The 14293-nt window shown below is 72.7% G+C and carries 6 protein-coding genes and 2 pseudogenes; 3 read left to right on the top strand and 5 right to left on the bottom strand.

What is annotated here, in order from left to right; all coding sequences use genetic code 11:
• Window positions 1-6: 6 nt before the first annotated feature.
• Window positions 7-1149, bottom strand: coding sequence for a serine hydrolase domain-containing protein (locus F7P10_RS11465; protein ID WP_151009338.1), 1143 nt, complete (start codon window positions 1147-1149; stop codon window positions 7-9).
• A gap of 103 nt (window positions 1150-1252) precedes the next feature.
• On the opposite strand from F7P10_RS11465, the pseudogene F7P10_RS44215 reads away from it, so the two are divergent.
• Window positions 1253-1381 (top strand): annotated as a pseudogene (locus F7P10_RS44215) (LysR family transcriptional regulator); the annotation flags it as partial.
• 115 nt (window positions 1382-1496) lie between these two features.
• On the opposite strand, the gene F7P10_RS44220 reads toward F7P10_RS44215, so the two are convergent.
• From F7P10_RS44220 to F7P10_RS11480, 3 genes and pseudogenes are all read right to left on the bottom strand, one after another.
• On the bottom strand, window positions 1497-4568 hold the full coding sequence (locus F7P10_RS44220) for a DUF6493 family protein (protein WP_254716547.1): 3072 nt from the start codon (window positions 4566-4568) through the stop codon (window positions 1497-1499).
• A gap of 46 nt (window positions 4569-4614) precedes the next feature.
• Window positions 4615-5517, bottom strand: a pseudogene (locus F7P10_RS11475) (RNA polymerase sigma factor); the annotation flags it as partial.
• 299 nt (window positions 5518-5816) lie between these two features.
• Window positions 5817-9188, bottom strand: a complete 3372-nt coding sequence (locus F7P10_RS11480; protein WP_151009340.1) for a pyruvate carboxylase — start codon at window positions 9186-9188, stop codon at window positions 5817-5819.
• Between the two features lie 1194 nt (window positions 9189-10382).
• Here F7P10_RS11480 and F7P10_RS42250 point away from each other — a divergent pair.
• Both F7P10_RS42250 and F7P10_RS11490 read left to right on the top strand, forming a co-directional pair.
• On the top strand, window positions 10383-11288 hold the full coding sequence (locus tag F7P10_RS42250; protein WP_176611418.1) for a hypothetical protein: 906 nt from the start codon (window positions 10383-10385) through the stop codon (window positions 11286-11288).
• Between the two features lie 298 nt (window positions 11289-11586).
• Window positions 11587-12540, top strand: a complete 954-nt coding sequence (locus F7P10_RS11490; RefSeq protein ID WP_151009342.1) for a DUF6177 family protein — start codon at window positions 11587-11589, stop codon at window positions 12538-12540.
• A 505-nt stretch (window positions 12541-13045) separates the two neighbouring features.
• Here F7P10_RS11490 and F7P10_RS11495 read toward each other — a convergent pair.
• Window positions 13046-14293 (bottom strand): ISL3 family transposase, encoded by a 1248-nt coding sequence (locus tag F7P10_RS11495; protein WP_151017972.1) that lies wholly within the window; start codon window positions 14291-14293, stop codon window positions 13046-13048.

Raw genomic sequence — 14293 nt, forward strand, 5'->3', positions numbered from 1 at the left:
CGTTCCTCACGAAGCCGTGGCCGCGCGGTGAACCGCGGCGGCCAGCCGGTCGTGTTCGGGGTAGGACCAGTTGAAGGAGAAGCGGCGGCGCGTGTAGCCGAACGCGAGGCCCTGGAGCGGGTCGGCGAAGGACTCCGCGCCCGCGGAACCGTTGTGGCCGAACGCGTTCGCGCTCAGGAACGGGTAGCGCGGCCCCTTGGCCTGGAAGCCCAGGGCGTAGTGGCCCTGGGGGCCGGTGACCAGGTCGCCGCCGGTGGAGTGGAGCATGGCGAACTCGCCGACGATGTCGGGCTCGAGCAGCGGGGCGTGGCCGTCCAGCCCGAACACCGCGGCCGCGTACATGGCCGCCAGGCCGCGGGCGCCGCCGACGCCGCCGGCGGATGCCTGGCCGAGTTCGCGCACCCGCCGGGTGTTGAGGAACGCGACCTGGTCGAGCGGCGGCGTGGAGTTGAGGCCGTACCCGATGCCGGTGATGCTGTGCGGGCCGGGGACGTTCGCCCAGAACGCGGCGAGATCTTCGGGGCTCGCCAGGCCCGGCAGGATCTCCCGGTAGCGGTCCTCGAGGCCGGCGGGCAGGCCGAGGTGCATGTCGAGGTCGTGGGGGGCGCGGATCCGCTCCTCGAAGATCTCCTGCAGCGTACGGCCGGTGACCCGGCGGACGACCTCGCCCACGATCGCGAACGACACGAACCCGCCGTAGCCGCACGCCGAACCGGGCCGCCAGTACGGACGCTGCCCCGCCAGCCGCCGGGCGATCACCCGATCGTCGGCGAGGTCGGCCGCGGACAGCCCGCCGTCGACACCGATCACACCGGACCGGTGCGACAGCACGTCCCGCAGCGTGATCCGCTCCTTGCCCGCGGCGGCGAACTCCGGCCAGTGCCGGGCCACCGGCTCGTCCACGTCGAGGGACCCGTCCTGCACCAGCAGCGCCGCCACCAGGGTCGCGGCGCCCTTGGTCGAGGAGTAGACGCCGGTCAGGGTGTCACCGGCGACCCCGTCCCCGGCCCACAGGTCGACCACCCGCCGACCCTGGACGTACGCCGCCAGCTGCGCGCCGGACTCGCCGTCCTCCTCGGCCACCACGGCGGCGAACTCCTCGCGCACCGCTTCGAACCCGTCGGCCACCATCCCGTGGATCTGGGTCATGTCCATCCCCTTCGTCGTTGTCGCAGCCATGACGAACGGGCCGCCGCGAGTGTGACCGGATGCGCCCCGCGCACCGCCGACGCGCGGTTCGGCGAGGGGGCCCATGCTCGAGCGACATGAGCTGGAGGCGTTCCTCGTCCAGGCCGAGGAACCGCACTTCGGGCGCACCGCCGAGCGGCTGCGCGTCTCGGCCGCCCGGATCAGCCAGACCATCGCGAAGCCGGAACGCCGGACGAACGCGCCGCCGTTCGACCGCACCAGCCGCCGGGTGGAGCCGACGGCGACGGGGCGGCGGCTCTACGAGGAGGCCCGGCCGGCCGGGCGCCGCCCCGGCCCCCGGGCGGCCGCTACGGCGCGAGCTGCGCGGCGAGGGCACGCGCGGCCCGCAGGTACGCGGCCGTCCCCTTCCGGGCCGCCAGCGCGTCGATCTCCGGAATCGCGCCCCGAGCCCCGCACCACCGCGCCGTCCGCGTCCCCAGTTCGAGGAACCGGTCGAACCGCTGGACCGGCCGCCTCCCCGGGCCGGGGCCGAGAAGCGGCAGCGCGATCGTGAGCACCTGCCACACGTCGGCGAACGCCCCCGCTTCGGCGGCGAGCCCCAGGCCCCGGGCCACCCTGGACGGACGCAGCTCCCCGGCCCGCAGGAGACGATCGGTGCGGCGGGCCAGCGCGTCCGCCGGGAGCTCGCCACGACGGCAGACGTCCAGGAAGCGGCGGTCGGCACGGTCGCTCGACGAGTGGCCGAGGCAGCGGGCCAGGTAGTCCGCGAACCCTTCGGCGAGGGGCCCGTTCGCCGGCGTCAACGCCAACAGCGCGGCGGACGGCGAACCGGGCTCGGTCGACAGAGGGTGATCGTCGCGCAGTTCGTGGTCCAGATAGGCGGCCGCGACCTCGCGGTGCGACGGGAGCCAGTACCGCCACTTGTCCGTGTAGCGCCGGTACCCCATCCGGTAGGCGGGCGATGGAGCCATGATGGCGTCGATCAGCGGTAGCCCGGTCGGTCCGTCGGTCCTCGGCCCGGCACTCGTCCCGGACGGCCCCACCTGGGCGGTGGCGATGGCACCGAACCCGTCGCGCCGCGGTTCCGGCCGCGCCCACGCGGCCGTCGGCCCGTTCGAGACGTAGGCCCGCGACTCCATCCCGGTGATCGGCGCCGCGCCGGACTCGGCGGACGACTCCCCCGCGGCGTCCCGTTCCGGTCCGGGCGGGGGCACGACATCTGTCTCGGTGGCCGTCACAGGCTCGGCGGCGGGCACGCAAGCGCCTGGCGTCCGTCCCTCCACGCCGGCCCGCTGCTCCACCCAACGGTCGTGGGCGGGCCCGCCGGAACGCGTCGCGACATCTCGGGCGTTCTGCTCGAGCCGTCGCAAGGACCCGGCGTCCGGATCAGCGTCCGCCGGGAAAGCCGTCAAGACGAACGGCCCGTCGGACTCGGCGGAGGACCGGGATCGGACGGGCGCGGCGGCGTTGGGGAACGTCGTGGCGAAGCCGGGGTCGACGAGGGGACCGGCGACTCCTTCGAGTCCGATCGTCGCTCGAGGACGGCCGCGTCGCCCGTCCTCCATCGCTATGCGCGCGACGGGCGGGTCCTCGAGCCAGCGCGCGACGGTCCGGGCGGCCGGGGTGCCGAGTCGGGCGGCGCACTCGGCGCCCTCCGGATGCGGCCCGTGCCGCAGCCGTAGGAGGGCTTGCTGGAGGTCCGCGGGAGCAGGCGTCGCGCCGGTTTCCGCGAAGGTCCGCAGACGGGCCGTGAGCACGGCGGCGTCGATATGTCCGGCCGGGGCGGTGGGGGTGGCGAGCAAGACGGGAGGCAGGGAACCGGCCTCGACGGCACCGAGAAGTTCGGCGGCCCGATGCAGCGCGAGCAGGTCGACCGGGCAGACGTCGTGGACTCCGGGCATCCGGTCGCGCCAGTCGTCCGGGACGGGCGCGGAGCCGGCGAACGATCGCCCCGCGGCCACCAACCACTCGGGGAGCCGGGCCCACGTCCGCTCACGTTCGATGTACGGGTAGAAGTCCGGGGCCAGCACCGGCCGGAGGGCCGCGCGGACCGCGTCCGGTTCGGTGCGGGCCAGCGCGACGAAGGCCGCCATGAGACCTTCCATCCCGGCCAGGCTCCGGTCGAGGTCGGCGAACGCGCGGGCGAGTTCGGCGGGGGTCGTGATCGGCGGCGGGGCGTGCTCGGCGGGCCGCGGCGCCGCCGGAGCGAGGGGGGCGGGGGCCGGGTCGGGGTCGTCGGCGACCGGCGGGGCGACCTCGCCGCCGTAGCGGGACGCGAGGCGGGTGCCGAGGTCGGGCGGGAGCAGGGGTGCGGCGGCGGCGAGCGGGGTGCCGTCCGTCCGATCCGGGAGGGCGAGCGCGAGCCGGACGGCCCGTTCCCGCACCGCGTACGACTCGTGCCCGAACGCCCGCGCGAGGGCCCGCGCGCAGGCGTCCGCCATGTCGGGACGGCGCTGGACGGTCGTGCGGAGCCACGACAGTCCCTTCCGCACGATCCCCGCCTCCGGCCGGAACAGGACGCCGTCCAGCGCCTCGGCCAGCAGGGCTGCGGGCAGGTCGGGCACCTCGCGGAGCAGGTCGAGGACGTGGCCGGCGACCGGGCCGGGCGCGGACGGGAGCAGGCGCACGTAGTCGCGGGCGCGCGCGGCGGTCTCGTCCCGCCGGACGGACGGGTCGTCGTCCATGAGCAGGTCGTGCAGGCGCACGAAGAACCGCAGGTCGAGCTCCGTCCCACCGCGCAGGAACCGGCGGACGCAGCCGTCGATGAGCGCGGCGGGGTCGGCGTCGCCGCGGGCGGCCATCGTCGCGAGGGTGACGGGCCACGAATTGCTCCGCCGCAGCGCCCGCCCGACGCCTTCGGCCTCGAAGACGCGCGGCAGCAGCGCGGGGAGCAGCGGGTCCTTCGGGCGGGGCGGCCCGGACAGGGTCCAGCCGACGACGAGCGGGTCGTGGTCGGGGGGTTCGGCTCCGGTCTCGGCGAGCAGGGTGAGGACGAGGCTGAGGCCGACGTACCGGGGGCCGCGCAGGCGGACGGCGAGGCGGCGCGCGAGGTCGGCGCGCCACGCGTCGTCGCGCCCGGCCCAGATGTCGAGCAGGCGGCCGTCGTCGTCGGGGTCGCCGAGCCACCGGTTGTTGAACTCGCGGCGGTTCAGCCAGGACGCGACGGCCGCGGCGCCGCCGAGCGTCCCGGCGCCGGCGGCGCGGAACGCCCAGAGCACGTCGCCGATGCCCTCCCAGGGTTCGCGTGCGGCGCGTGCGGCCTTGAGGTGCCCGGGGAGTGCGGCGGCGACGGCGCGGCGGCCGTCCTCGTCGAGGTCCACGACGGCGGCGGCGACCGCGTCGGCGTCCCGCGCGTCGATCATCGCGGCGACGCGTTTCCACGCCGGGGCGGCGTCCGGTGGGTGCGCAGCGCTCGTCATGCCGCGAACGCTAGGCGCACCCACCGACAAAACGGAGGGGGCCTCCTCAGCTCAGCAGGTCGGCGAGGGTCTCCCGGCGGGACGGGTGCCGCAGCTTGTGCATCCCCTTGGACTCGATCTGCCGGATCCGCTCGCGGGTGACCCCGTAGACGCGGCCGACCTCCTCGAGCGTCTTGGGTTCGCCGCCCGCCAGCCCGAACCGCATCGAGATGACGCCGGCCTCCCGCTCGGTGAGCGTCTCCAGCACCGCGTCGAGCTTGCCGCGCAGCATCGAGGACGCGACGGCGTCGGCCGGGTCGCCGCCCTCGGGGTCCTCGATGACGTCGCCGAGTTCGCCGTCGCCGTCCTCGCCGAGCGGGGTGTGCAGCGACAGCGGCTCGCGGGCCTGGCGGCGGAGCCACTCGACCTTCTCGACGGTGACGTCCAGCTCCACGGCCAGTTCGGCGGACGTCGGCTCGCGGCCGAACTCCTGCAACATCCGCCGCCGGGTGCGCGTCATCCGGTTCATCACCTCGACGACGTGCACCGGGATGCGGATGGTGCGGCTCTGGTCGGCCAGCGCCCGACTGATCGCCTGCTTGATCCACCAGACCGCGTAGGTGGAGAACTTGAGCCCGCGCCGGTACTCGAACTTCTCGACGGCGCGGATCAGCCCGAGGTTGCCCTCCTGGACGAGGTCGTTCAGCGGCAGGCCGTGGCCCACGTACCGCTTGGCCAGCGACACGACGAGGCGGAGGTTCGCCTCCACCATGTGCTCCTTGGCGCGGCGGCCGTCCTCGGCGATCCAGGCGAGGTCCTCGCGGTCCTGCGGGTCGAGGGCGTCGCCCAGGGTCTCGAGGCGCTGCCGGGCGAACAGCCCCGCCTCGATGCGCTTGGCCAGATCGACCTCCTGCTCGGCGGTGAGCAGCGCGGTGCGGCCGATGCGGGAGAGGTAGTCCTTCATCGGGTCGACGAGGTCACGGGGCGCGCCCGCGCCGCGGGGTGCCGCGGCGCGGGACACGGACGTGCCGCGCGGTGCGGCGGCGGTGGTGGCGCGGGGCGCCGCACTGGGGACGTGGCTGGCGTTCAGGGCGGTGTCCTTTGCTGGTCCGGCCGGGAGGGAACGGGTCACGCCGTTTCGGGTACCCGCCTCCGCCGCGTTCCAACCCCGTGCATCGCGTTCCCACGGGCCCCGGAGGGCCGCTTCCGGCACGGCCGTGACGGCGGGGCGCGGCGTGGCCGGTTCCGGCCGCGCCGCGCCCCGGCCGGTCAGCCGACGACCAGCAGCAGGTCACCGGCCTGGACGGGCGCCGCCGCGGGGACGGCGAGGCGCGCGACGGTCCCGGCGACGGGCGCGGTGATCGCGGCCTCCATCTTCATGGCCTCGATCGTCGCGACGACGTCGCCCGCCGCGACCCGGTCGCCCTTCGCGACCCGCAGCGTCACCGATCCGTCGAACGGGGCGGCGACGTGGCCCGGCTCGTCCGGGTCCGCCCGCTCGACCGGCGGCGCGTCCGACGCGACGGACCGGTCGCGCACCGACAGCGTGCGGAGCTGCCCGTTCACCGAGCAGATCACCTGCCGGACGCCCGCCTCGTCGATCTCCCCGACGGCCTCGAGGTCCGCCAGGACGCGCACGCCCGGTTCGAGGTCGAACGCGACCTCGTGGCCGGTCCGCAAGCCGTAAAGGAAAGCCCCCGTCGGCAGCACGGACAGGTCGCCGTACGCGGCGCGCGACTCCCTGTACTCCTTGGCCGGCGCGGGGAAAAGGAGACGGTCGAGCGTGTCGCGCACCTGCGCGCCCGTGAGCGCCTTCTCCTCGTCCCGGCTCAGCTCCGCGCGCGCGGGCGTGTACTGGCGTCCGGCCAGGGCCTTCGTACGGAACGGCTCGGGCCAGCCGCCCGGCGGGTCGCCCAGCTCGCCGTTGAGGAACCCGATGACGCTGTCCGGGATGTCGTACCGGTCGGGGTTCTCGAAGAAGTCGTCCGGGTCGGCGCCCGCCGCCACCAGGTGCAGCGCCAGGTCCCCGACGACCTTGCTGGACGGCGTCACCTTCACCAGCCGCCCCAGGATGCGGTCGGCGGCCTCGTAGCACCGCTCGACCTCCTCGAACCGGTCGCCCAGGCCCAGCGCGACGGCCTGCTGCCGCAGGTTCGACAGCTGCCCGCCCGGGATCTCGTGCCGGTACACGCGCCCGGTCGGCGACGGCAAACCCATCTCGAACGGCGCGTACAGCCGCCGGACGGCCTCCCAGTACGGCTCCATCACCGTCAGCGCGTCGAGGTCGAGGCCGGTCGCGCGTCCGGTGAAGTCGGTCGCCGCCACGATCGCCTGCAGCGGCGGCTGGCTCGTCGTGCCCGACAGCGGCGCGGCCGCACCGTCCACGGCGTCCACCCCGGCCTCGATCGCGGCCACGTACGTCCCGATCTGCCCGCCCGCGGTGTCGTGCGTGTGCAGGTGGACCGGCAGGTCGAACCGCTCGCGCAGGGCCGTGACCAGTGTGCGCGCGGCGGGCGCCCTGAGGAGCCCGGCCATGTCCTTGATGCACAGGATGTGGACGCCAGCCTGCACCAGTTCCTCCGCAAGGCGCAGGTAGTAGTCGAGTGTGTAGAGGCGCTCGTCCGGGGACGACAGGTCGCCGGTGTAGCACAGGGTGCCCTCGACCAGAGCGTGCGTCTGCAGCGCGGCGTCGATCGCGGGACGCATGCGCCCGACGTCGTTGAGCGCGTCGAACACGCGGAAGATGTCCACGCCCGTGCTCGCCGCCTCCTTGACGAACGCGCGCGCCACCGAATCGGGGTACGGCGTGTACCCCACGGTGTTGCGCCCCCGCAGGAGCATCTGGATGCACAGGTTCGGCGCGGCCTCCCGGATCGCCGCCAGGCGGTCCCACGGCGACTCCCCCAGGAACCGCAGCGCGACGTCGTAGGTCGCCCCGCCCCACGCCTCCACCGACAGCAGCTGCGGCGTCATGCGCGCGAGGTAAGGCGCGGCGTTCACCAGGTCGTACGTGCGTACTCGCGTCGCCAGGAGCGACTGGTGCGCGTCCCGGAACGTCGTGTCGGTGACGGCCAGCGCGTCCTGCGCCCGGAGCCGCTCGGCGAACGCGCGCGGCCCCAGCGACAGCAGCCGGTCGCGCGAGCCCTGCGGGAACGGGCCGTCCATGGCCAGCGGCGGCAGCTTCGTCGCCGGGTCCAGGTCCGTGGGCTGCTCGCCGTGCGGCTTGTTGACCGTGACGTCCGCCAGGTACCGGACGAGCCGCGTCGCGCGGTCACCGCTAGACCGGGCCGTCAGCAGCTCGGGGTGGTCGGCGATGTACGACGTCGTGACGCCGCCCGCGCGGAAGTCCGCCTCCTCCAGGAGTGCCTGCAGGAACGGGATGTTGCTCGCCACACCGCGGATGCGGAACTCCGCGACCGCTCTGCGCGCGCGCCCGACCGCGTCGGCGAACGTCCGTCCCCGGCACGTCAGCTTCACGAGCAGGGAGTCGAAGTGGGGGCTCACGATGGCGCCCCCGTAGGCGGTGCCCGTGTCGAGCCGAACCCCGGCGCCGCCCGGCGACCGGTACGCCGAGATCTTGCCGGTGTCGGGCCGGAAGTCGTTCGCCGGGTCCTCGGTCGTGATCCGGCACTGCACCGCGAACCCCGACACGGTCACGTCCTCCTGCGAGATCCCGAGATCCCGCAGCGACTCCCCACCGGCGATCCGCAGCTGGCTCTGCACCAGGTCGACGCCGGTGACCTCCTCGGTCACCGTGTGCTCGACCTGGATGCGCGGGTTCATCTCGATGAACACGTGGCGGCCCCGGTCGTCCACGAGGAACTCCACCGTGCCCGCGTTCTCGTAACCGATCTCGCGCGCGAACGCGACGGCGTCCCGGCACAGCCGCTCCGCGACCTGCGCGTCCAGGTTCGGCGCGGGCGCGATCTCCACGACCTTCTGGTGGCGCCGCTGCACCGAGCAGTCCCGCTCCCGCAGGTGCACCGTCTGCCCGCCGCCGTCGGCGAGCACCTGCACCTCGATGTGCCGCGGCCGGTCGACGGCCTGCTCCAGGAACACCGTCGGATCCCCGAACGCGCTCTGCGCCTCCCGGCGCGCCGTCTGCACGGCCGCCTCGAGATCCTCCCGGTGGTCGACCCGCCGCAGCCCGCGCCCGCCGCCGCCGGCCGCGGCCTTCACGAACAGCGGGAACCCGACCCCGTCCGCGGCCTCGAGCTCCCGCCCCTCCTCGGGCGTCGCCGACCGCAGCACCGGCAGCCCGGCCCGCCGCGCCGCCGCGACCGCCTCGATCTTGTTGCCCGCCAGGTTAAGCACCGCCGACGGCGGCCCGACGAACTTGATCCCGTTCCGCTCGCACGCCTCGGCCAGCTCCGGGCTCTCCGACAGGAACCCGTACCCGGGGTAGACGGCGTCCGCCCCGACCCGGAGCGCGGTCTCCACGATCCCGTCCACGTCCAGGTACGCCCGGACCGGATGCCCCCGCTCCCCGATCTCGTACGCCTCGTCCGCCTTCTGCCGGTGCAGCGCGTGCCGGTCCTCGTGCGCGTAGACCGCGACGCTCGCGATCCCGAGCTCGTAGGCCGCGCGGAAGGCCCGCACGGCGATCTCGCCCCGGTTCGCGACGAGCAACTTCGATATCACGTGTTCTCCCAGGATTCGGCGGCACGTCCGCCCGCACCGACGGCCTCCTGAGCTCCACGCTGAGCCGCGAACCGCGCCTGGCCAACCCGGCGGGCGAACCGGATTGCCTGCTATCTACCCTCGTGAACGGAACAGATCGCCGTTCATCTCCGGCGAACAAGCCGATAGATGATCGATCACAGAAAAACCCCACATCTTTCCCGTTCTCTCACCTCACCACCGACTCGCCCTGACACTGCGGGTCGGTCCCGCGATCTAGACTCGTCTTCGACCCCGCAGGTACGCCGTGAAAGGGCCTCGGTGACCGATCGCGACTGGCAGCGCACCGTCCTGCACGACCTCGGCGCGCCCGGCACCGCTCTCGTCCCTCCGAACCCCGTTCCGCGTCCGCAGACGGCACCGGACGATCCTCGCCGTCCGACCCCACCACGGGCGACGCCCTCGCACAAGGCAACCGTTCCCGCACTGCCCCTGAAGGACGAAACGGCGCCCGCGGTCCCGACCGCCCCCGCACCGCACACCCGAGGCGCAGTCGGCACTCACGACACGACCATCGAACCGGGTGCGATCACGCCCAGAAACGCGGCGGCGAAAGCCGCAGTTCCTCCGGGCACCGCCCCGCCCACAGCACAAGCCCAACTACCCGCCGTGCCCGGCAACGCGACAACCGTCCCCGCGCCTGCGGAGCCAGGGCCGCACAGGCGGCCGGACGTACCGTTCGCGACGGCGCCCCGCCCGCCTGCTCCCCCGCCAGTGTCTCGCCGGCCTGCAGGAAGCGTTCCAGCGATCCACCCCGTCTCGCCGCCCCCGCAGGCGCCGAACGACTCCCCCACGCTCCCTCCAAGCGATGCGACACCGCAGAAGGCCCCAAACATCCCCGGAACGCCGTCCCGAGCTTCTACCCTGGACGGGCGCCGAGCGCCGCACGAAGACCGCAGAGCGGACGTCCCGCAGGCTCTCCAGACCACGCCGTCCCCTCCGCCACGGACACCGCAACCGCCCTCGGCTCCGGCGCGGCAGCCCGCCCAGGTCACTGCGACTCCGGACACAAAGCCCGCCAACGGACATGCGCCCCCGCCCACCCCGGCCCACGCGCCACCTGGGGCCCCACCGCGAGGCGCCATGCCCCCGCGCGCTGCCACCGGCCTGCGCCCGGCCTCACCCACGCACAGCCCGCCCGGCCCTCTCCCAGCGTTGTCCGACACCACCCCGGACGACCGGCAAGACGTGTCCGGGCGGCGGGCACCCCACGGCGACCGGGCCACGCGGCGGCTCGGACGGACGGTGCGCCGAGCGGTCGGCGCGGCGGCGTCCGAACGGGCGCGCGAAGCATCGCGCGTCGCCGCACAACTCGGCCTGCCGGTCCCATCGTGCCGCCGGATCGTCGTGACGAGCGTCCAGGATGGCACCGGTAAGTCGACCGTCGCCGCACTGCTCGCCGCGATCGTCCAGCAGCACCGCGACGACAGGGTGGTGGCGATCGACGCCGACCCGGGGGTCGGCTCACTCCCCCGGCGCCTCGGCGTCGTGGGGCGCGCATCGATCCGGCACCTCGCCGCCGCACGTCCAGGTTCGTGGAACGAGCTTTCCGGCCACCTCGCACGGACGCCCGACGGCCTGTTCGTCGTACCCGCGAGCCCCGAGAACACCCCGGGCGGCGTGGAGCACGAAACGTTCCAGCGCGGAGCGGGACGCCTCAGCCGTTACTTCTCCGCCGCGATCATCGACTCCGGCGCGGGTCTCGGCACGAGTCTGCACCGCAACATCCTCACGGGTGCCCACGCCCAGGTGATAGTCGCGTCCGCAACCGTGCACGGCGCGCACAGCGCGCGCGCCGCCCTGCAATGGCTCGGCGACAACGGCTTCGGCCACCTGCTGCCCCGCACGGTCCTCGCCCTGGTCGCTCAGAAGTCCAAAGCCGACCTGCGCCAGGCCATGGTGATGCTCAGTTCATGCGCGACACCAGTGACGCACATCCCTCACGACCGTCATCTCGCTGCCGACGGCCCCCTGAGCCTCGACCGTGTCGGCTCGCCCGCACACGCCGCGACCGTGGAGATCGCCTGCACGTCCTTCGCCCGGTCCCTGGACGCCACGTGAGTCACGAACTCATCGTCCTGTCCCCGAACAGGCCCGATGTCCAGGCCATCCAAGCGCCCGGCCTGAACATCAGAAACACCTACGTGTTCGATGCCCGAGACCAACTACTCGTCCGCATCAGCGCGCCAATCCTGGTGTCCGTCCCAGGCGAAACAGAACGGCTCCTAGGCATCTCAACCCGCGAACCCACATGGTGGGTGGAACTCCACGCCGCCGACTCACCCCAAGCCACCCAAGCCGCTCGTACGTGTGCGGACTCGCTCGCGGCCCGGCACGGCGGAACGGTCTGGAGCGGCCGATGATCCAGGCCGCCGGCGGCGCCGACGTCCTCACCGACAGCGCGATGGTCGTCCTACACGATCGTCCGCTCGTCCCGCTGAGCCCCACCATCTCCGAGTTCCTCGCCGAATGCGAAGCCACCGGCCGCACCCTGCAGATCGTCACCCCGTCCGACGCACGAATCACAGTGCCGCTGCGCACGTCCAAGGCCCAGTGGATCGTGCACGACAACGGCTACTACGAAGGCTTGACCGGACGTCCGATGCACTGGGACGGCGCAATGTTCGTCCCCGTACCCGATGCCCGCAACTACGCCCCCACCTACACGACACCCCTCGCAGCACCGATCAGCCCACAACTCGTCCTCACACTGCAAGCGACGCACACCCCCGACGCCCCGCTCGGCCAGTACGTCCACCACCTCATGCACCTCTTCACCGGCCACCCACCAGCCGGCTGGGGCCTTACCGAACCCCTGCAACACCCGTGGGACACAGCAGACCTGACCGCCCACGTCCGAACTACACCGAACACCCGCCTGATCGCAGTGCCCTATGGCACCCGTCCCGCAATCGCCACGGCGAGCTTCACGCCACTCTCCGCCCCGTCCTCAGGGATCGCGGAAACAACCACGCTCACCATCGGATATGGCCCGAACGAATCCGTGCCCGTCGACGACGTTCCGTCCCTCATCGGCGAACTCGCAGCCGAAGCAGTTCCAACCACCGTCCTGGCCCGAATCGATCCCGGCCGCCCCGACCTCACCATCGAACCCCGCTGGGCGGGCCCCTCGTCCCCCATCGGGCTGGCCGCTCACGGAACCTTCACCGGCCCACCGGGCTTCGCCCGCCGCCACCTAGGCCCCCTGACATGGTTCCCCCTAGGCGAAGGTCGCTCCCCCGACTACTGGCACCGCCACCAAACCCTCCAAACCTTCCTCCGCACCAGCCAGGATGCGGAAGTCATGCATTGAGTCAGCGAATAGCACCCAAATTCAGGAAATTTTCACAGAAACCACTCGAACGATTTCCAGAAGTACGCGGTCCCTCCACACCCAAGGGTAAGGGGCATCCATTCCTTCAAACACGGCGGCACTATACCCGGCAACCGAGAACAGAAGGGGGCCCTTAGCGCACACCAGTTCAGGCATATATATAGATGGCGCACTACAGCGCACTCCGTCAATTGGTGATCGAGATTGACTATATCCCCAGGTTGATACCTGATAATTGCGCTCGATCACATCAGGCCGAGCAACCCCTATAATTTTCAAGTGAATAATAGTATTTGCCGCCACTTCTCCGGGCAAACGCATGCTATACACACATAGTCCGTTGACGAGTTATAAAAAGATAGACGATCCAATCAAGTACACGAGGGCCAGTGACCAACTCAAAAGGATCCCCCTCTTTCTTTGCTACCACTGATCGCCAACCTAATTGGGGCCCTTGTGTCGTTTCCGTGGGTCGTTGATCGGGCTATAGGCGTCCGGGCAGTGGCGGGCATAGGCCGCCTCGGGTGAGGGCGGCCATGGCGATGAGCGCGTCGGGGGTGTGGAACCCGTTCGCGCGTTTGGTCAGGGCCCGCAGATGGGTGTTGGTGGCCTCGAGCCGGGCGTTGGACAGCCCGGATTCGAGGGTGTTGATGATCAGCGGCTGGAACCGGGTCAGGGTGGCGCCGAGTTTGACGAACTCGGTGATGCGGCAGCGGCGGCACCAGGCGATCAGCCCGGCGAGCAGGGCCCGACCGCCGTCGGCGCGGGCGGCGAAGACCTGCCGGAGCTGTTCCTTGATGAGATAGGCCCGGTAGAGGCGTTTGTTGGTGTGCTGCAGCCCGGCCAGGGTGGTGCGCTGGGTGCCGGTCAGGTCGCCGGGGTTGCGGATCAGGATCCAGCGGGTACCCTTCAGCGCGGCGGCCGGGCCTGCGCGGCCGCGGCGGCGCAGGTCGGCGGCCATCCGGCGGCGCAGGGCGTCGAGGGCGTCGGTGCCCCACTTGACCACGTGGAACGGGTCGAGGCAGAGCAGGGCCTGCGGGGCGCGTTCGCGGACCGGGCGGTGGATCCACTCGGCTCCGTCGCAGGTCACGTGGGTCAGGGCAGCGGCCCGGCCGCCGAGGGCGTCGAAGAAGGTGTTCAGGGTGGCGCAGTTGCGGCCCTCGGCCGCCCACACGATCGTCCCGTCGGCGTGGTTCACCACGATCGTCAGATAGCGGTGGCCCTTGCGGTAGGCGATCTCGTCGATCCCGATCCGCTCCAGGCCGTCGAGGCGGTCGGCACCGGCGGTGGCGCGGGCGATCACGCGGGTCACGATGCCGGTCACGGTCCGCCAGGTGACGCGCAGCAGCCGGGTCACCGTGGAAAACGGGGCGTGGGCGGCGGTCCAGGCGACGGTGTCCTCGAAGCAGGTTGTGAACCGCGAGCCGGGGTGGGCCCACGGCACCGCCGCGACCGCGACACCGTGCCCGGGGCAGCGGACGCGGGGCGCGTCGGCCTCCAGCAGGCACCGCACCGTCCCCAGATCCAGTGGGCGCCATCGGCGGCGGCCGTCCCCGGCGTCGTAGCGGCCGCACCGCCGGTCGCAGTGCGGGCACCGCAGCGCCCGCAGCGCGTCGGGCCGGACATAAGCGACCAGCAGCAGCCCGCCGGCGGTGGTCTCTTCTGCCTCCAGCCGCTCGAGAACGGTGTGTTCGACACCGAGTAGCCGCTTCCATACCCTCTTGTTCAGCAC

The sequence above is a fragment of the Actinomadura sp. WMMB 499 genome, from assembly GCF_008824145.1.
Lineage (GTDB): Bacteria > Actinomycetota > Actinomycetes > Streptosporangiales > Streptosporangiaceae > Spirillospora.

What these genes read in the sequence shown, in the direction of transcription:
- F7P10_RS11465 (WP_151009338.1), bottom strand. Translation starts at nt 1,149, where the DNA reads ATGACCCAGATCCACGGGATGGTGGCCGACGGGTTCGAAGCGGTGCGC.
- F7P10_RS44220 (WP_254716547.1), bottom strand. Translation starts at nt 4,568, where the DNA reads ATGACGAGCGCTGCGCACCCACCGGACGCCGCCCCGGCGTGGAAACGC.
- F7P10_RS11490 (WP_151009342.1), top strand. Translation starts at nt 11,587, where the DNA reads ATGATCCAGGCCGCCGGCGGCGCCGACGTCCTCACCGACAGCGCGATG.